This is a genomic window from Methanolobus sp. WCC4 (genome assembly GCF_038022665.1).
In the GTDB taxonomy this organism is placed as follows: Archaea; Halobacteriota; Methanosarcinia; order Methanosarcinales; family Methanosarcinaceae; genus Methanolobus.
Genome location: NZ_CP150629.1, coordinates 2,427,429 through 2,445,429, shown reverse-complemented (window position 1 = coordinate 2,445,429; position 18,001 = coordinate 2,427,429). Strand labels below are relative to the sequence as shown.

General features: G+C 43.4%; 16 protein-coding genes. 10 read left to right on the top strand and 6 right to left on the bottom strand.

Going from position 1 to position 18,001, the window contains the following annotated elements; all coding sequences use genetic code 11:
• Nucleotides 1-518 precede the first annotated feature (518 nt).
• Complete coding sequence (gene ilvD, locus V7O63_RS11495) at nt 519-2,180, top strand: dihydroxy-acid dehydratase (RefSeq protein ID WP_340818696.1); 1,662 nt, start codon at nt 519-521, stop codon at nt 2,178-2,180.
• A 295-nt stretch (nt 2,181-2,475) separates the two neighbouring features.
• Here ilvD and V7O63_RS11490 read toward each other — a convergent pair whose 3' ends face one another.
• The 3 genes from V7O63_RS11490 to mtxX form a co-directional block, all read right to left on the bottom strand.
• Complete coding sequence (locus V7O63_RS11490; RefSeq protein WP_340818695.1) at nt 2,476-4,530, bottom strand: hypothetical protein; 2,055 nt, start codon at nt 4,528-4,530, stop codon at nt 2,476-2,478.
• Between the two features lie 204 nt (nt 4,531-4,734).
• Entirely contained in the window at nt 4,735-5,508 is a 774-nt protein-coding gene (locus V7O63_RS11485) for a thymidylate synthase (RefSeq protein WP_340818694.1), read from the bottom strand.
• A 76-nt stretch (nt 5,509-5,584) separates the two neighbouring features.
• Nucleotides 5,585-6,448 carry a methanogenesis marker protein Mmp4/MtxX gene (gene mtxX, locus V7O63_RS11480; RefSeq protein ID WP_340818693.1) on the bottom strand — a complete coding sequence of 288 codons (864 nt, stop codon included), beginning with the start codon at nt 6,446-6,448 and terminating at the stop codon, nt 5,585-5,587.
• 87 nt (nt 6,449-6,535) lie between these two features.
• Between mtxX and V7O63_RS11475 the strand changes: the two genes are divergently transcribed.
• The 4 genes from V7O63_RS11475 to V7O63_RS11460 all read left to right on the top strand — a co-directional run bounded on the left by V7O63_RS11475 (nt 6,536) and on the right by V7O63_RS11460 (nt 11,971).
• Nucleotides 6,536-8,023 (top strand): replication factor C large subunit, encoded by a 1,488-nt coding sequence (locus tag V7O63_RS11475; protein ID WP_340818692.1) that lies wholly within the window; start codon nt 6,536-6,538, stop codon nt 8,021-8,023.
• A gap of 643 nt (nt 8,024-8,666) precedes the next feature.
• A complete protein-coding gene (locus V7O63_RS11470; protein WP_340818691.1) occupies nt 8,667-8,900 on the top strand; it encodes an Lrp/AsnC ligand binding domain-containing protein in 234 nt (77 codons plus the stop codon).
• A gap of 94 nt (nt 8,901-8,994) precedes the next feature.
• Nucleotides 8,995-10,857, top strand: a complete 1,863-nt coding sequence (locus V7O63_RS11465; RefSeq protein ID WP_340818690.1) for a DNA topoisomerase VI subunit B — start codon at nt 8,995-8,997, stop codon at nt 10,855-10,857.
• Between the two features lie 4 nt (nt 10,858-10,861).
• A complete protein-coding gene (locus V7O63_RS11460; RefSeq protein ID WP_340818689.1) occupies nt 10,862-11,971 on the top strand; it encodes a DNA topoisomerase IV subunit A in 1,110 nt (369 codons plus the stop codon).
• A gap of 47 nt (nt 11,972-12,018) precedes the next feature.
• On the opposite strand, the gene V7O63_RS11455 is transcribed toward V7O63_RS11460, so the two are convergent.
• A complete protein-coding gene (locus V7O63_RS11455) occupies nt 12,019-12,729 on the bottom strand; it encodes a tetratricopeptide repeat protein (RefSeq protein WP_340818688.1) in 711 nt (236 codons plus the stop codon).
• A 123-nt stretch (nt 12,730-12,852) separates the two neighbouring features.
• On the opposite strand from V7O63_RS11455, the gene V7O63_RS11450 reads away from it, so the two are divergent.
• Nucleotides 12,853-13,938: a mechanosensitive ion channel domain-containing protein gene (locus V7O63_RS11450; RefSeq protein ID WP_340818687.1), complete on the top strand. Its 1,086-nt coding sequence runs from the start codon at nt 12,853-12,855 to the stop codon at nt 13,936-13,938.
• A 55-nt stretch (nt 13,939-13,993) separates the two neighbouring features.
• On the opposite strand, the gene cutA is transcribed toward V7O63_RS11450, so the two are convergent.
• A complete protein-coding gene (gene cutA / locus V7O63_RS11445; RefSeq protein WP_340818686.1) occupies nt 13,994-14,302 on the bottom strand; it encodes a divalent-cation tolerance protein CutA in 309 nt (102 codons plus the stop codon).
• 58 nt (nt 14,303-14,360) lie between these two features.
• On the opposite strand from cutA, the gene V7O63_RS11440 reads away from it, so the two are divergent.
• The 3 genes from V7O63_RS11440 (at nt 14,361) to V7O63_RS11430 (ending at nt 16,060) form a co-directional block, all read left to right on the top strand.
• Nucleotides 14,361-14,888: a DUF6141 family protein gene (locus V7O63_RS11440; protein ID WP_340818685.1), complete on the top strand. Its 528-nt coding sequence runs from the start codon at nt 14,361-14,363 to the stop codon at nt 14,886-14,888.
• A gap of 302 nt (nt 14,889-15,190) precedes the next feature.
• Nucleotides 15,191-15,499: a hypothetical protein gene (locus V7O63_RS11435; RefSeq protein WP_340818684.1), complete on the top strand. Its 309-nt coding sequence runs from the start codon at nt 15,191-15,193 to the stop codon at nt 15,497-15,499.
• Between the two features lie 135 nt (nt 15,500-15,634).
• A complete protein-coding gene (locus V7O63_RS11430; protein ID WP_340818683.1) occupies nt 15,635-16,060 on the top strand; it encodes a hypothetical protein in 426 nt (141 codons plus the stop codon).
• Here V7O63_RS11430 and V7O63_RS11425 read toward each other — a convergent pair.
• On the bottom strand, nt 16,051-17,247 hold the full coding sequence (locus V7O63_RS11425) for a hypothetical protein (protein WP_340818682.1): 1,197 nt from the start codon (nt 17,245-17,247) through the stop codon (nt 16,051-16,053). The two genes, V7O63_RS11430 and V7O63_RS11425, sit on opposite strands and share 10 nt — an antisense overlap.
• A 343-nt stretch (nt 17,248-17,590) precedes the next feature.
• On the opposite strand from V7O63_RS11425, the gene V7O63_RS11420 reads away from it, so the two are divergent.
• A complete protein-coding gene (locus tag V7O63_RS11420) occupies nt 17,591-17,962 on the top strand; it encodes a response regulator (RefSeq protein ID WP_340818681.1) in 372 nt (123 codons plus the stop codon).
• Nucleotides 17,963-18,001 lie beyond the last annotated feature (39 nt).

Here is an 18,001-nt window from a genome sequence, read left to right as displayed (position 1 = left end):
TTTTAATTAATATCTATACATTATTATATAGCTATATATGAATATATTCTTTCATTCATCACTTGCTGTATTGTTTGATGTTGCTGTTTCTGGACTATATTCTGATTTTTATGATCTTTTTATATTATGTGGCATGTGGTTTTGTCCATTTAGTGTCTAATTCAGCCACTATTCCTTGAAACGCAGTGTTTTGGATGGATTTGGATTTGATTTATTAGGGGAATGCGATATGCAATATTTAAACTAATGGTTACTTTTTTTTTCATATGGGCATATCATACACGAGTATCTATTATCATACGTATGAATAAATATGAATTTGTAATATTATTTCGTATGCATGTGTATGATGGTTCATTTGATCTTTATGGTCATGTAAATTATTACGCATATGGGCTGAATACGTTTCATAGTGATTGCCTGTCCTCTGTGAAATTGCCCGGTAGCACGCATTTATTATATACCTCTTTCTCTATTACGTATAGTAGCTTAAGTATAGCAGTAAACGAGGTTTTCTAATGAGAAGTGACAAGACCAAGAAAGGACTCGAACGTGCACCACATCGTTCACTTTTGAAGGCAACCGGCGTAACGGATTCTGAAATGAAAAAACCGTTCATCGCAGTTGTGAACTCCCGGAACGAACTCATTCCCGGTCATATTCATCTTGATAAGGTTGCAGAGGCTGTAAAGGCAGGCATCAGGAGTGCCGGAGGTGTGCCATTCGAATTCCATACTATCGGTATATGTGATGGGATTGCCATGGGGCACGAAGGTATGAAGTATTCCCTTCCAAGCCGTGAAGCTATCGAGGATTCCATTGAGCTTGTCCTTCAGGGCCATCAGCTTGATGGTATGGTTATGATCACTGCCTGTGACAAGATAACACCCGGTCATCTTATGGCGGCAGGAAGGCTTGATATTCCTGCGATCGTTGTGACTGGCGGCCCGATGATGCCAGGTTATGTGGATGATGAACCTCGTGATCTCATATCCGTCTTTGAAGGAGTAGGTGAATGTCAGTCTGAGAAAGTATCTGATGAAAAGCTGAAGATCCTCGAAGATTGTTCCTGCAGCGGTGCCGGTTCATGTGCCGGAATGTATACTGCAAACACCATGGCATGCATGACCGAGGCACTTGGTCTCAGTCTTCCTGGTTGTGGTACTGCTCATGCAGCAGATGCAAAGAAGATAAGGCTGGCCAAGGAATCCGGTGAACGCATCGTCTCTATGGTCCATGAAGGTCTCAATCCTCGCAGCATAGTCACTATGAAGTCATTTGAGAATGCTATAATGGTGGACATGGCTATCGGTGGAAGTACCAACACGACCCTTCACCTTCCGGCAATTGCCCATGCATTTGAGCTCGACCTCTCGCTTGATGTATTTGACAGGCTGAGCAGGACAACTCCTCATCTGATCTCACTGAAGCCCGGTGGGGAAAACTACATGATCGATTTTGAGAGGGCAGGTGGTGTTCAGGCTATCATGTCAAGACTGGGTTCAAAGATGAACCTTGATGAGATCACTGTAAATGGAAAGACAGTGGGAGAGAATCTCGATGATCTTATTATTATAAATCCAAAGCTCAATGCAAGGATCATGGGTACACTCGAATCACCAATTCATGAAGAGGGTGGTATAGCTGTACTGAAGGGCAGTCTTGCTCCGGATGGCTCAGTTGTCAAACAGGCAGCTGTTGACCCTAAGATGCTTAAACACAGTGGCCCTGCAAGGGTATTTGACAGTGAAGAGGATGCAATGGCAGCTATTCTTGCAAAAAGAATAGTTGCAGGTGATGTGGTAGTCATACGCTACGAAGGTCCGAAAGGTGGCCCTGGTATGCGTGAGATGCTTTCACCAACTTCTGCTATTGCAGGAATGGGTCTTATAGACAAGGTTGCTCTGGTAACAGATGGACGTTTCTCCGGCGGGACAAGAGGTCCATGCATCGGTCACATCTCTCCTGAGGCTCAGGAAGGCGGTCCAATAGGTCTTGTACAGGAAGGTGATATCCTTGAGATTGATATTCCTGCAAGAAAACTTGACCTCAAGGTGTCAGAAGAGGAACTTCAAAAGCGCAGAGAATCTTTCGTACCTGTGGAGAAGAAAGTAACCGGTTACCTTGCAAGATACAGAAGATTTGTCAGTTCTGCAAGCAAGGGTGCTATCATCGAATAATGTGGAATGGAGCAGGACTCTGGTTGGCCTGTTCTTCTATCTTTTTTGCTTTAATTATCTTGTTTCTGTGAATAATAACCGATGGTTATTTTAACCGTATCAACTGAGTATTACCCAATGGAAAGAGCTGGTATTTGTTCCATATGTGGTTCCGTCGGGAAGCTGAATACATGTGCTATATGCGGCAGGCTGGTCTGCAATAAGTGCTATGATCATTCAAGAGGTGTTTGCATCCAGTGCTCACCGGGTAATCCTCTGTCAGAGATGTCGTCGGAAAGGACCGGACTTGTCTGATCTATTTGAGCCTGTGTAGTTGTTCTACGCCGTCTTCCTGAACGAGCACAAGCACTTCTCTGGCTATAAGTTCCTGTATCTTCCGGTCGATCTCTTCCTGACTGAACTGGCGTGATACAAGACTTTTAATGATATCTTTCTTTACCTTTGCGCCACGTGGCATGTACATCAATATGTTAGTTTCAAGTTTGTCCGGTTTTGTTCCAGCTCCCTGTTCGCTGGCAGGTGTAGAAGGTGGTATTACTGCTTGTTGTGGGATCGTCTGTCTCTCCGTTCCCATTGCCGGAGGGAATCCTGCTTGTTCCTGAGGTTGCTGTGGTTCGGACGGGCTGAATACTGGCATTTCCCTGGGTGTATTCAACTCTGGCATCGCAAACCCTGGTACTTCATTTGCCTGTTCCGGTGGCTTCAGTTCCGGCATTTCAAATCCCGGCATTTCGTTTGCTTGCTCCGGTGGTTTCAGTTCCGGCATTTCAAATCCTGGCACTTCGTTTGCTTGCTCCGGTGGTTTCAGTTCTGGCATCGCAAACCCTGGTACTTCATTTGCCTGCTCTGGTGGCTTCAGTTCTGGCATCGCAAACCCAGGTACTTCGTTTGCTTGCTCTGGTGGCTTTAGTTCCGGCATCTCAAACCCTGGTATTTCGTTTGCCTGTTCTGGTGGCTTCATTTCCGGCATTTCAAATCCTGGTACTTCGTTTGCCTGCTCTGGTGGCTTCAGTTCTGGCATCGCAAACCCAGGTACTTCGTTTGCTTGCTCTGGTGGCTTTAGTTCCGGCATCTCAAACCCTGGTATTTCGTTTGCCTGTTCTGGTGGCTCCAGTTCTGGCATCGCAAACCCTGGTACTTCATTTGCCTGTTCCGTTGGCTCCAGTTCCGGCATCGCAAACCCTGGTACTTCATTTGCCTGCTCCGGTGGCTTCATTTCCGGCATCGCAAATCCTGGTACTTCGTTTACCTGCTCTGTTGGCTCCAGTTCCGGCATCGCAAATCCTGGTACTTCGTTTACCTGCTCTGTTGGCTCCAGTTCCGGCATCGCAAATCCTGGTACTTCGTTTACCTGCTCTGTTGGCTCCAGTTCCGGCATCGTAAATCCTGGTACTTCGTTTACCTGCTCTGGTAGCTCCAGTTCCGGCATCGCAAATCCCGGTACTTCGTTTTCCTGCTCCGTTGGCTCCAGTTCCGGCATTTCGAATGCTGTTACTTCGTTTTCCTGCTCCGGTGGTTTCACTTCTGGCATTTCAAATTCTGGTACTTCATTTGTTTGTTCCGGTGTTTTCACTTCCGGCATTTCAAATCCTGGTACTTCATTTGCCTGCTCTGGTGGTTTCACTTCCGGCATTACAAAGCTTGCAGTGTCGTCAGGTTGTTCCGGTATCGCAACTTCAGGTATTGTAAAAGTATCATTTTCCGGTGTAGGTATTTTCTGCTCCTGCTTCTCTATCTTCTCAGCAACCATCTCTGATAGTTTCATTGGATGCTGTTCTTCTTTTTCTTCAGAAGTTGATATCGCAGTTTCGTTCTCTACTACGGAAAGATTGTCTGCTATTGTTTCTCCTGCATGTGTGGGTACTTCTGCCTCTGCAGTTATTGCTTCTATCGCAGGTGCTTCTATAGATTCCGCAATTTCATTTTCAGGTGGTTTAATTTCTTCAGCAGGGGCCTGGAAATTGGTAATTTCTTCTTCAGTTAGGGCTACATTCCCGATGTCTGTGATATCTTCTTGATGATCAGGTCCTGAAAGTGGTATTTCTTCAATTTCACTTTCATCCGGAGCTATTTCCGTCTTCGGGACGTCTGCTCCGTTATGGGGATTCTCAAGCAACGCATTTATTCCTGAGAAGTTCTTCTCTATCAGCTCCATCCTGTCGGATAATGTCATGACTTCGTCTTTGAGTGTTGTGAACCTGTCTGTCCAGGGGATAATGTCATCCTGCGGAGCATTATCTAACATGTCAAGTTCTCTCTCGACAAGTTTTCTGATGAACAGGCTCTTGTTCTCGATCACTTCCAGTTTATCAAACAGTTCATCAGACATGCTGATAGTAAGTCTCTTCATAGCTATCTCCCTTCAATCATCATTTGTATGGAATCATACCATTGTATGCATATATCATACATATATAATTAATGGAATTATATTTCGATTCTTATGCAATCTATGGGTTCTGTATGAACCTTGTGAAGAATATCAAAGCAATGGCTCGCTAAATGTGGGTCCTGCAAGAAAGGAAATGGATAAAAAAAAGATGTGAACGCCTGTTCACATTGACTTCTTACATTCAGGGCAGGCCTTGCCCTTCGTTGTCTGTATGAATGAATGTTTTGGTGTTATGCACTTGCATAGGGGGCATAGTGCATTATTCTTGAATATCTTCTCCACTGACTGGAGGTCTGTGTCGTAGATATGTGTGTCCCATCCGGTGGCTATCAGTGATTCGATCTCATATGGCAGGTCCTGTTCTCTGAAGACCTTCTTGAATCCTTCTACTATGGCAGGTATGTTTGCCGGGAATCCGCCGAAAGCATCCCATGACCGGTAAAGGATGTATATCCTTACCTGTGTCTCATTCAGGAGTTCTACTTTATAGGCTATCCAGCAGGGCTGATCTTCGTATTTTGGGATGTGGACCTCATTCTCCCAGAGTACTCCGACATGTCTTCTGGAGCCAGGGCGCAGGTTGCTAACATTCTCCTGAAGTGTATTGTATGCTGTCTCGCCGTATCTGAAAAGCTGTTTTGCATAACAGTAATCGAACTTCCTTTTATCATCATCCGAAAGTGAAACGTACCAGTCTGCATACTCTTCTGTAAGCTCTTCCTTGTACTTCTTTATCAGATTCTCTCCGAAAGGTACTGCCGGACTGACCTGCATGTTATTGACATCCTTGATGTATATGGTGGCATGCACTCTCTTTGTCATTGTCTTATAGTCCGGTTCATGATCCTCACCTTTTTCGTATATCTCCTGGATAAGTTGAGACCATGCAGAGGCAATGGTGTCTGCTTTTATCAGTATGGCTTCCATGTCGTTCATTCCCTTTTTGATAATGATTCGATATATTCAGAAATAAGTTCCGTCCACTAAATTAGATGTGCGCACCCTGATATAATTATTTTTGTTCCTCAGCATCTGTCTGTGCCACATTCTTTTCTACAAGTGCACTTGCAAGCATTATTGCTTTGGTATAATGTCCTCCGACCCTTGATGTATCGACAAAGACATAGTCATCTATAAGTATTGGTGCTCCAAGCCCGTCCCCTCCTCCAAGGAAGACCAGTGTCCTGAAGATGAGGTTACCTGATATTCCGTCAGGTGCCAGTATGAAATTTGCTTCCTGTATGGCATCTTCTATCAATATGGTGTAGTGTTTTGCATCGATGCCCTGCTCTCTGACCCTGTTGACTATGAAGTCTCCTTCAGCAAGTGTCTGGTCGACCCTCTGGTTACGCCCCAGGTCTCCCATTCGTCCTCCTGAAAGGATCCCGACAACTGGCTCTATGTCAAACCTGCGGATGTACTCGACCCCAAGCTTTATGAATGCTATCCTGTCTGCAAGTGAGTTGCCCTCATCAATGCCTACGGGTGCAATAAAAAAAGGCTCTCCTTCACTTGTCTGGAGTAGGGCGATCCTGTGCAGATTCTCCTGGCATAATATCTTCTTGAGGTGGGCCAGTGTCTGTGATGCACCGGCAGTACCTCTGACTGCTGCATCTATATATCTTGACTTTAGGAGGTCGCCAAGGGTTCTTTCCGGGTCATTGGTGCCTATGATCTCAAGGTCTGTTCCTATTTCCTCTATGTCTTTCTTGTTGCCTACCAGCAGCACATGTGCATAACCTGCTTCGTGTGCATCCCGCGCGCTCTTAAGCATCTTAGGGGTGGGGTTCCGCACTCCTATGGCAACTCTTGCCTTATTATTCAATGCCCTTTTCTCTATCAGGCCAAGAAGGCTCTCTGTACTTTTTGATACCATAGCAAGATACCTACCGTCAGTAATGTCGATCAGAACAAACAAAGCGATGCAAACATTAATTACTTTTCCTGAATATTGGGTAGTAATATGACAGTGCAGATGGAATGGGCAGAGAAATACCGGCCAGGAACACTTGGTGATATCGTAGGTCATAAAAAAGTGATAGATGATCTCCGCAACTGGGGTGAGCAGTGGGAGTATGGTACTCCTGATAAGCGGGCTGCATTACTCCATGGTGATGCCGGTATCGGAAAGACCTCTTCTGCACATGCACTTGCAAATGATATGGGCTGGGAGGTAATCGAGCTCAATGCCAGTGACCAGAGGACCGCAGGTGTGATCACTAAGATTGCAGGATCTGCGTCCACTATGCAAACACTTACAGGGGCATCTGCAAAGCGACTGATCATACTTGATGAGGCTGACAATCTTCATGGTAATAGTGACCGTGGAGGTTCCCGTGCTATCATTGATGTTGTTAAGAAGACCAATCAGCCTATTGTGCTTATTGCCAACGACCTTTATGGTCTCTCTTCTTCATTACGTTCATTATGTCTTGAATTGAAATTCGCTTCCGTGCAATCTCGTTCAATGGTCCCTGCGCTCAAAAGGATCGCTCAGCAGGAAGGTATCATGTGTGGTGTCGGTGTCATTGAAAAGATAGCCGGGTCTGCAGACGGGGACTTCAGAAGTGCTGTCAATGACCTTCAGGCAGTTTCAATGGGCCGCACGGAAATCGATGTCGATGATATATCTACGTCAGACAGGGACACTAAAGAGTCTATATTCAAGGTTGTCGGCAGGATATTCAAAGGCAAGGATGTATCCTCTGCACTGGAGGCTACATATGGTCTTGATGAAACCCCGGAGGATCTCATTCACTGGATCGGTGAGAATCTCCCGCATCAGTATACTGGTAAGGGTGAAGAGGCACTTACGGATGATATCGTCAGTGGCTATTCTCATCTGTCACGTGCCGACAGGTTCCTTGGCCGTGTGCGCAGGCGACAGAACTATCGTATGTGGCGCTATGCAGGCATGCTCATGACCGGTGGGACGGTTGTCTCAAAGACTCGTGTACGTGGTGGTTTTGTGAAGTATCAGCCACCTTCTCTATGGCGTAAGATGGGTCAGATGCGGGCCAGGAAGAATATGCGTAATAACATAGCTGTAAAGGTCGGTTCTCATTGTAATGAATCAATGCGTTATTCACGCCTTGAGGTGGCAGGTATGTATTCAAGACTCCTGCATCAGGATGAGTATGCCACAGATGTTATTGCAACACTGGGACTCGACCTCGATGAGTTTCTCTATCTGGTGGGAGCTAAGAAGGTTACCAAAAAGCTTCAGGCAGTCTATGATGAAGCACAGGAAAAACGTCAGCATATTTTCCCTGCTGATGAGCCTGAGTTCTTTGTTGAAAGGACCGTTACAAAGAAAGACCCTTCTCAACTAAGTCTTGATAAATTGCCGTCATCAGATGTAACTAAAAATGATGCTGTAATTTCAAAAACTCCGATATTAGAGAAAAAAGAGCCTGCTAAAAAACCTCAGAAGACGTTATTTGATTTCTAGCTCGGTATGTGTATAATTATATAGTATGTAATCTCTATATTTTATTATATATTTAAAATCATATCTTTTATTAAATGCTAATTATTTTATATATATATTATGATGTGTGGTTCTACTTCGACTGAACTGTCTTGTCCGGATGTTTATGTCTTATAGAGAACAAATTTAAATCTCATAATATGTCTTTCTTTTTACAGTTATCCTATTAAGTAGGACATGTGCAACATTATAGAAAAAAGGGCCTTGTTCTTTTTATAGGGAATCTTATGCAAATGTGATGATCGTATCATACATTTCATTATCTGTGTCTCTATGCAGCTGCCAACAATGAAAACATCCTGTTCAGGGTTTAATATGTCAAAAATGGAGTGGAGTATGAGCGGGTTGGGGAGTGGGGGTTATTGTCAAAAAGAGGATAACCCGCTCATCTAAACGATTGTATGAACACGAACATATTTAAAGGTTATGCTAATCATCATAATGATGATGAGGAACTTTTTGCCAGGTATTCTTTTGATGCCGTTTTGTTAATGAACCCGGTATGTTGTTGGTCAGCAATGATTCTTATTTGTTGAACAGTTCTTATTGCATGCCATAGAAAACTGCTAAATACCTTGTATCCTACTTTCTGTCTTGTGATATTATGACAATAGGCGTAACTATGGTAAACGTGCTTCCGGGGTCGGAAAGGGCAGCTTATAATGAACTCACTGCTATTGAAGGTATAAAGGATATCTATCACGTATTCGGTGAATATGACTTTGTGGTTATCATCGAGGTCGACGACCTTGGCCGTCTTAACAGTATCGTGGATACGATCCGTGAAGCTGAATCAGTGACTGCCACGCAGACGATCGTGGGTGCGGAACTGAAGTAATGGTTCTCATCCCAATAACATTTTTATATATTACAGGTTATTTATTTTCTGGTCAAAGGGACGATGGCCAATAACGGACGAGGATGATACTTTTATGGATAATCCAATTGCAGAAGAACTTGCAAAGAACCAAAGATCGATAAGTGTCGCGGAGTTCTTTGAAAAGAACCGGCAGATACTGGGTTTTGACTCAGCTCCAAGGAGTTTGATAACAACTGTCAAGGAGGCAGTGGACAACTCCCTTGATGCATGTGAGGAATCTGAGATTCTTCCTGATATATTCCTGCATATCGAAAGAGCTGGAAAGGACAATGTAGTTATCATTATAGAGGACAATGGTCCCGGTATCATAAAGGAACAGATACCCAAGGTGTTTGCAAAACTCCTGTATGGTTCAAGGTTCCATGCTCTTAAGCAGAGCCGGGGTCAGCAGGGTATAGGTATATCAGCATCTGTGCTGTATTCTCAGCTGACTTCCGGTCATCACACGAAGATCATCTCCAAGATCGGTCATGGCAAACCTGCTCACTATTATGAGCTTATGATCAATACTAGTACCAATGACCCTGAGATCCTTAAGGATGAGATAGTTGACTGGGACCGGCCACATGGTACTCGTATCGAGATGGAAATGGAAGCATCCTATGTAAAAGGGAGGAGGCAGTCCATATATGAGTATCTCAAGGCAACAGCTATCGTAAATCCTCATGCGAGGATCACACTCGTTGAACCTGATGGGAACGAGGTGACATTTGAAAGGGCAACTGATAAGCTTCCTGTTCCTGCAAAGGAGATCCTTCCGCATCCTCATGGTATAGAGCTCGGTACTCTCATGAAGATGCTGAGGTATACCGAGAGGCAGAAGCTATCTCCGTTCTTACGTTATTCTTTCTCCAAGATAGGGCACCTTGCTGCCGAAGAGATATGCAAGGCATCCGGCCTTGATCCGGAACTTGATCCTCATGAGATGACAAGGGACCAGTCAAAGAAGCTCCTTGATTCTTTCTCCAAAGTAAAGATCATGGCCCCTCCGACAGATTGTCTGTCCCCTATTGGTGAGGAACTGATCTATAAAGGACTTGAGAAGGAGTTCAGTGTTGATTTCATAGCAACCACTACAAGGAGTGCTTCTGTCTATTCAGGTAATCCTTTCATTGTAGAGGTTGGCATAGCATATGGTGGTGAACTGCAGAAGGATGACCGTGTGGACATAATGCGTTTTGCCAACAGGGTACCACTGCTCTATCAGCAGGGTGGCTGTGTCATAACTCATGCAATTGAGTCCATCAAATGGAAACAATACGGTCTTAACCAGCCTGGTGGCGGATTGCCTACGGGTCCTGTGGTCATCCTCGTGCACGTGGCTTCGACCAATGTACCTTTCACTTCCGAGTCCAAGGATGCGGTAGCCGAGATCCCTGAGATAAAGGATGAGATCGAACTTGCTATAAAGGAAGTTTCAAGAAAGATGAATCGCTACCTCAATAAACGCGACAATCTCAAAAAGAGACGCGAGAAAGAGGTTATCATTACCAAGGTGCTTCCCCGGATGGCAAAGAAACTGGCTGAGACACTTGACCGTGAGGTTCCTGACATCGATCCTGTTGTTGCGAAGATAATGGGTAACCTCCTTGTGCATCGTGTTGTCGAATCCGATGGAAATGGGGGAGCAAATATCTCCATTAAGATCAATAATTTCTCCAGCAAGAAACAGGAATTCAAGGTACATGACATGGTCTCCTTTGAAGTGGAGGGTGCAGTGCCTGAGCCTAAGACTATAAGCATGGGCAACGATTTCGACCATATATGGGATATGGCAGTTTCACCCGGTGCTTCCAAAGTTGTAAAATATTCCGTAGCAACTCTTGATGAGGCAGGTATTGCAAGATTGCCTTCACTTATTGTGGAGGGTCTTGATGAAGAGCTTGTTACCGGTGCGAAAGCAATAAAGGGGTGAGTGAATGGCAAATGATATTTCCGATCAGAAAAAGGAACACGATGAGATAGCAAGCAACCGCCTGATGGGTCTTGCAGGGAAGTTATACGACCAGTTCGTTGATGAGATAGTTCCAAACGTCTCCCTCCCCAGCCGTACAAAGGCTAATATCGAGTACAGTGAAGATAGTGATGTATGGGTATATGGTGACAGGGAAACAGAGAGAAGTGCAAAGACCGTAAAGGGTGCCTATCAGTTATTGAAAACCACTCATGTCATCGATTTTCTTATGAAGAACCATCTGGGGCAGAACAGGGGGTCCACTTTAAGGGAGTTGTATTATATCTCTGAGAACTGGGATATTGCAAAATTCAAGGAACAACCTGAAAGTGACCGCCTGATAGAGGACCTTGAGATCATCTCCGGTCTTCAGAGGGAGTATTTCCACATGCGTCCGGAAGAGGATGGTGCTACCATGTTCGGTCCTATTCGCCTGCGTGAGGAAACAAAACGTGGTGACCGTGTGATCCACTGTCAGGAGGATATTGGCGAGAGTGGCTATCAGATCCCGTTCAATGTTGAGAATATCGAGTTCCTGGAGACGGATGCGAAATTCATTATCGCGATCGAGACTGGTGGTATGTATGCCAGGCTTATTGAGAATGGTTTTGATGAGCGCAACGATGCTATCCTCGTCCACCTCAAGGGTCAGCCCGCACGTTCTACTCGCCGTATCATCAAGAGGATGAATGAGGAGATGAACCTGCCTGTGGTTGTCTTTACTGATGGTGACCCATGGTCCTATCGTATCTTCGCTTCAGTGGCCTATGGTGCCATCAAAAGTGCCCATCTTTCCGAACACATGGCAACCCCTGGTGCCCAGTTTGTAGGTGTGCAGCCATCTGATATCGTAGAGTATGAACTCTCCACTGATAAGCTGACAGATAAGGATGTGGCAGCTCTGAGGAGTGAACTGACCGATCCAAGGTTTGCAGATGACTACTGGAAGGAACAGATAAGCCTGCAACTTGATATCAACAAAAAGGCAGAACAGCAGGCCTTCGCAGGTAAAGGTCTTGACTTTGTGACCGACAGGTACCTGCCGGAGCGTCTGACAGAACTCGGAATACTCTGATTCCGATAATGTTTTACGCTTGATGTTCTTCCTTTCTATTTCATTTTTTATTTTTCGTTCCTTTTTTCAGGTCTGAAATTCCTGCATATTGCTTTAGGTGCAACGATCATTGCTTTTGTATCCCTGTGGTGGCAAATGCCATCGGTACAGAATTTGCATGAGCTGCATGAGTATACCCTGCGACTGAGATTCTCCTGTATTATCTTCTCTTTGATCAGGTCCTCTCCAAATCCTTTGTAGTATTTGATATCTTTCTGGCTGCATTTCATTGAATATGCAAGAATTGTTGTAACTGCGGGTGGTTCCCATCTGTCATATATCTGATTGACTGCAAGGTCCTTTGCAGGGATGTACGCAGGAATTCCTGTTCTTTTCTTTTCTTTCCCCTCGACGATAAGGGTCAGGTCTTCAACATGCTTCTTTATCTTATCGTTATCTGGTTGCTGTTTCAGAGCCCTGTTCATAAAGGTCAGTGCAGCTTCGTTCATTCCTATCTCTTTAAGTGCGAGGCTCTTGTTGTATAATGCAGGTAATGACTTTGACATGTTGTATTGTTTCAGTATCCTGTCATAGCAATCAATAGCATCCCTGAACTTTCCTATTTTATGCAGTACCATGCCCTTGTTGTTCAGGGCAGCTGGATCATTCGGGTCAAGTTCGAGTGCCAGGTTAAAATAATGCAGTTTCTTATCAGGATCTTTTTCGTCAATCCCTTTCAGGGTCCATGTCTTCGCAATCTCTGAATTACTTTTTCTCATTTGCTGGTCTATTAGTGAATGTCTATATTATCTTTCTCACTGTTCTTGTTGCTTTGTACTATATTGTGAATGTAGTGGAGTAATTCAAAAAAGTTTATATAAGAATTGTTCGAACCAGAATGCATGTTTTTGAATAACACCATTCCTCTCTATATCGAGCAGTTTGTAAGCTCTCAGTCGTGGGCACCCGGGTCGGATATAATGATCGCTGCGGTGGTACTGGTTGCTGCTGTTGTGATCGCTTTCATTGCAGATCTTGCGTTCGAGAAGGTTTTCCTTCATTATGCAGCAAAGACGAGATATGATTGCGATTACCTGGTAGCGGATGCACTTAAAAAACCTATATTCTATACTGTTTCATTCTTTGGTGCATTCATTGCAGCAGAGATCGTGTTCCCTGGGAACACGGCTATCGGTATTATTATGGGATTGCTGCTTACTATTCTTGGTATTATCTGGATACTGGCACTTCTGAGGATAGATGGTATCATTTTCAAGCATGTGTTGTCCCATCTTGTTAAAAAGACCGAGACGAAGATGGATGATGAACTCCTTCCTCTTTTCAAGAACGTTGTTGATGTTCTTATCGTATTCTTCGGTATCCTTGCTATACTCAAAGGCATATGGGATGCGGACATACTGCCTCTTTTCGCCTCGGCAGGAATTGTGGGTCTGGCTGTTGCATTCGCTGCACAGGATACTATCTCCCAGTTCTTCGGAGGTATCTCTATCTATTTCGACCAGCCGTTCAAACCGGGTGACAGGATAGAGATCGATGATGGTGAGATCGGCATTGTCCAGGAGGTGGGTATTCGCAGTACTCGTATCAAGAACCTGTATAACAATATGATAGTTATACCTAATAGCATAATCGCCAATAGTAAGGTGACCAATTATACTTCACCTGAGGAGCATATGCTGGTAAAGGTGACAATTGGGGTTGCCTATGGTTCTGACGTTGAGAGGGTAAGAGGTCTTCTGACCGATATAGCAAAGAGCAGTGATCTTGTTCTTGATGACCCTGCTCCTTATGTCCGTTTTGATAATCATGGGGATTTCAGTCTCGACTTTGCTATAATCATGTGGGTCACTCACCCGGGTGAGAAGTTCACCCTTGTAAATGAGGTTAACACTAAGATCAATGCAGTGTTCGAGAAAGAAGGTATTGAGATCCCATTCCCTGTTCGAACGATCATAAGGCAGAACTGAAGTGACTGCAGGTATCTTCCTGCATCATCTCTTTTTCTTTTGTGTTTTTCTTTCTTTATGGCCTGGTAGATCCTGCTATCCATTCAAGGTATTGTTTTTCACCTTTTATCTCCCATGAGATTATGGCCGGCAGGTCATAACTATGCATTTCCTTTATGCACCCGGTTACAGTTTCTACTTTGCTGCTCGTCGTTTTAATTGAAAGTGCTATTTCTGTATCCTGTTCGATCCTGCCTTCCCATTCATATATTGAATCGATCGGGTGCATGTTGACGCAAGCCGCAAGTTTTTGCTCTACGAGTCTGGAGGCTATTCTTCTGGCTTCTTCTTTGTTTCCTGTTGTTGTGTATACTATAGAGAACATTATTATCAGCTCTGGGTCCTAAAAATAATTATATATTTTAAACCTCTTATTTTTATTCATGACTAATAATGATCCTGTGGATCCTATCATTTTCAGGGAGAGCCAGAGATTCACTCAACCCTGGGTGTGGCTGGTGGTTCTTTTGCCTGCTGCAATGGCGTGGTATGGTGCCCTTGAACAACTGGTCTATGGCCGTCCTTATGGTACTAACCCTGTATCTGACCAGGGGATGGTAATTATCCTCATCGCGTTCGGTATTCTTCTGCCGTTGTTCATTCTGTCCATTCGTTTTGTAGTGGTTGTCAGAAATAGTGGCATCTATGTGAAATTCTTCCCGATACATCTTTCTTTCAGGCATTATCCTTTTGAAGATATATATGCCTATGATGCGGTTACTTACAGACCCCTTCGTGATTATGGTGGGTGGGGTATCAGATATGGTTCTCATGGGAAGGCTTACAACATAAAAGGTAACAGGGGCCTGATGCTTAAGTTCACCAATGGGAAGCATCTCCTGCTGGGCTCACAGGAGTCTGATGTTCTGAAGATGTCTGTTGATCAGGCTCGTAACAGAAAAAGTAATTGATCTGTATCTCAGGTCGGATATTTCCAGTTCATCTTGATCAATTCTTATTTTTTATGATAATATCATATATATGCGTGCAGTATTCTTCATGTCACATTGTTATGCTCTTACTATTGTGACTTTTCTTAAAAAACGTATGCCATGTATGTTTATTTCATAATTATGCTGGTTGCTGCTGTTTATTATAAAAGTTTGTTGTTTACAGTTTCAAATTTGAAACAATTAACTAATTTGCTTCGCTTTTATCGGGTATTTGAAGGGTATATGCATCTATTTTTATGTGATATCATCAATCAGTCTTTATGGAAAATGAGCTTACAGAACTTGCAGACCAGGACATTGAACGTTTCATGGTGCCTGTAAAAAGAAAGGATATTATCGATATTATCCTGGCCTATGATATCAGTTTTATTCGCAATTTCGGTTCCGACCTGTTCTATGTGGAAATGGTCGATGGGGAACCACTTGTTCCGATGAATCCTAATGGTCCCTATCCTCCGGGTATAGAAAAGCTCTTTGATCTTATGGTCGGGGAAAGGATGAGTATGCTGAGCTATAAAGGTGAAAAACTCTCGGTTTCATATTTCCCTGTCGATGAGAATAGCCTTTAATGAGTAATATATAATACATCATATATATCGTGGTGGCATTATTTCATGGATGGGTAAATAACTATTAATGGACATATGCATAGCAGGTGAGAAACAGGCTTTTATACGTTCAATTATATTTAAATATGGAGTTATATGAATCAGCTATATGACCTTAGGGATTGGTTCTACGAGTGTGAAAGATTCTTATTTCTGGCAGAGGTACACTATCATAAGAAGGGTGTTGTCCCGTCAGAACATAATTTCTCTCATGAACTTACAAGTTCCTGTTTAGAAAAGATGTTCGGTAGCATCAGGAAACTGGCAAGAGAGGAAAACTGCTGTGTAAACGTTGATCTCCCCGGTTGTCAGGATGATCTTTCTTTCCTGAAAGAGGTGCTTGACAATATTTCATCCGACAGGTGGGAAGAAATGGATGAAAAATGTGTCCTGAAGGCGCAATCGATAGTCTATAGAATGGTCTGTGCTGTCAACTCCGATATTCTGGAGAACAGTGAGCTTCGCAGTTATCCTCCTATATACAATGCATGTAAGATAAGAGGGTCAGATGATCATTCCTGATCCATGTTCCTTTCTCGTATCTTTGTGGATGAGGTGCCATCATCCATGTATGCTTCAAGTGGGACAATATCACAGATGTCCGGTATCTCAATATCTTTTGAGATCTCCACTCCTTTTCGTATGAAGACAACAAATCTGACATTGTATCTTTTGAAGTGTTCCACCAGGCTCTTTGTATCCTCTCCCTTTCTGTAGTATCTCTTATTGAACAATCTGTTCAATGTGTCAGTGCCTATAATAAAAATACAGTTAGGAAAGAGTACGGCTTTGTCGGCGAACAGGGGTGAATTTGTCAGATATATATTCCCCATGTATCTCCTGTCATGCCACTTCATTATTGAATCGATCCTTTCTTCAAGGGATATCAGGTCTATGGGTGGTTTGTCCACATTCGCAAGCGAAATTTCCATATCTACCGGAGCATTATATATTCCAGAAGCTATTCCTGCCATTTCAATATGGTTCTTGTGGCATGGATTGAAGGAACCTGACAATATTATCTTCGGTTCATTGCTGCTGATTTCCATATCAACCTTCAAAGGCTTCACATGTCCTTTTGAATTGATATCTTCCAGAGTTCTCAACAATAGTTCTGCAACGGGATCTGATACTTCTGTTTCCTTCTCAACAGTCTCTTCTGCCATTACATCTTCCGGCAGCATTTCTGTTCTTTTATTAAGAGCGCATATATCTGCGATCTTATCGATGATAAGGGTGGCAGCAATCTTTTCCTGTTCTTCCCTTGTAGCACTTTCTTTCAGGAAAAAGCTTGATACGCCTGTTCTGTTATATGACTGGTAAGCAAGATGCACTTCATGCTTCCTTCCTTTACGTTCATCTTCACCTTTTGTGAGTTTACAGGTAACCCCGATCCCTATAAGTTCCTTTTTGTCCCTCTCTGTATCCCTGTTCAGAAAAAGTGCTCTCCTGTAAGCTGACATTGCCATATCCTTTGCAGTCTTCGGGGAAGCATAACTTGAGGGCTCTTTTCCAATGAGGTCTATCAGTGCTTCCCTGCTGTATGGAACGTTTGCCTCAAGAAGGGTTGTTGAACCCTTTCCATGCCTCAATAGTTCCCCTATGGCTTCGGTTCCCCCGCCGGTAATTATCAGTACGATGTGATGGGGTGACCCATGTATCATCTGGATGGCATTCCTCATATCTACATTAGAGTTATTTTTTTTCAAATTGGATCACTTTTTAATGTGTTTTATACTTTATATGTATCACCAGATCATGTTTGATTCGGAGCGTAGGTATGCAGTATCTCACAGGATAAATTCACAATTTGCTTATTTTTTCAACATTTGGCGTTTGTTGTTTTTTTGAGTAACATCTTCTATAATAATAGCAGGTAATGCTAAAATGCGATATACTTTTATAGGGTAAATAACTAAGTAATATTATCATCAAGTTATTATATTTATCATCCATTCACTGATACAGGCATGTCAGTTCTCATTTGTATGGCCTACAAAATGATATGGCTGCTGGCATATGGAAAAGTGAATCTATAAACTGAGGGAAAAAATGCATAGAATACTTGTAATAGAAGATAATCCGGTGAACATGGAACTTACTGTAGACCTTCTGGAATCCTATGGTTATAATGTAACTCCTGCAGAAGACGGCTTTATTGCTCTTGAAAAGGTAAAAGAGAGTGATTTTAATCTGATCCTTCTGGATATTCAGCTTCCAAAGATGGATGGTCTTGAGGTTCTGTCCCGCTTAAAGGAAAATGAGAGCACAAAGGATGTTCCTGTAATAGCCCTGACCGCACATTCAATGCGTGGGGACGATGAACGTTTCATAGCAGCTGGATGTATAGACTATATATCCAAACCTATTGACATCCACAGTTTCAAGGAAAAGGTGCAATATCATCTTGGACAATCGAACTGAAGTAAATAAATGAGAGGTTACATCCTCTATATGGGTTTG

Bases quoted from the DNA above. Each gene is read 5' to 3' on its own strand.
- V7O63_RS11420 (WP_340818681.1), top strand. From the start codon at position 17,591: ATGCATAGAATACTTGTAATAGAAGATAATCCGGTGAACATGGAACTT.
- V7O63_RS11430 (WP_340818683.1), top strand. From the start codon at position 15,635: ATGAATCAGCTATATGACCTTAGGGATTGGTTCTACGAGTGTGAAAGA.
- V7O63_RS11465 (WP_340818690.1), top strand. From the start codon at position 8,995: ATGGATAATCCAATTGCAGAAGAACTTGCAAAGAACCAAAGATCGATA.
- V7O63_RS11460 (WP_340818689.1), top strand. From the start codon at position 10,862: ATGGCAAATGATATTTCCGATCAGAAAAAGGAACACGATGAGATAGCA.
- V7O63_RS11490 (WP_340818695.1), bottom strand. From the start codon at position 4,530: ATGAAGAGACTTACTATCAGCATGTCTGATGAACTGTTTGATAAACTG.
- V7O63_RS11440 (WP_340818685.1), top strand. From the start codon at position 14,361: ATGACTAATAATGATCCTGTGGATCCTATCATTTTCAGGGAGAGCCAG.
- ilvD (WP_340818696.1), top strand. From the start codon at position 519: ATGAGAAGTGACAAGACCAAGAAAGGACTCGAACGTGCACCACATCGT.
- V7O63_RS11475 (WP_340818692.1), top strand. From the start codon at position 6,536: ATGACAGTGCAGATGGAATGGGCAGAGAAATACCGGCCAGGAACACTT.
- cutA (WP_340818686.1), bottom strand. From the start codon at position 14,302: ATGTTCTCTATAGTATACACAACAACAGGAAACAAAGAAGAAGCCAGA.
- V7O63_RS11450 (WP_340818687.1), top strand. From the start codon at position 12,853: ATGTTTTTGAATAACACCATTCCTCTCTATATCGAGCAGTTTGTAAGC.
- mtxX (WP_340818693.1), bottom strand. From the start codon at position 6,448: ATGGTATCAAAAAGTACAGAGAGCCTTCTTGGCCTGATAGAGAAAAGG.
- V7O63_RS11455 (WP_340818688.1), bottom strand. From the start codon at position 12,729: ATGAGAAAAAGTAATTCAGAGATTGCGAAGACATGGACCCTGAAAGGG.
- V7O63_RS11485 (WP_340818694.1), bottom strand. From the start codon at position 5,508: ATGAACGACATGGAAGCCATACTGATAAAAGCAGACACCATTGCCTCT.
- V7O63_RS11470 (WP_340818691.1), top strand. From the start codon at position 8,667: ATGACAATAGGCGTAACTATGGTAAACGTGCTTCCGGGGTCGGAAAGG.
- V7O63_RS11435 (WP_340818684.1), top strand. From the start codon at position 15,191: ATGGAAAATGAGCTTACAGAACTTGCAGACCAGGACATTGAACGTTTC.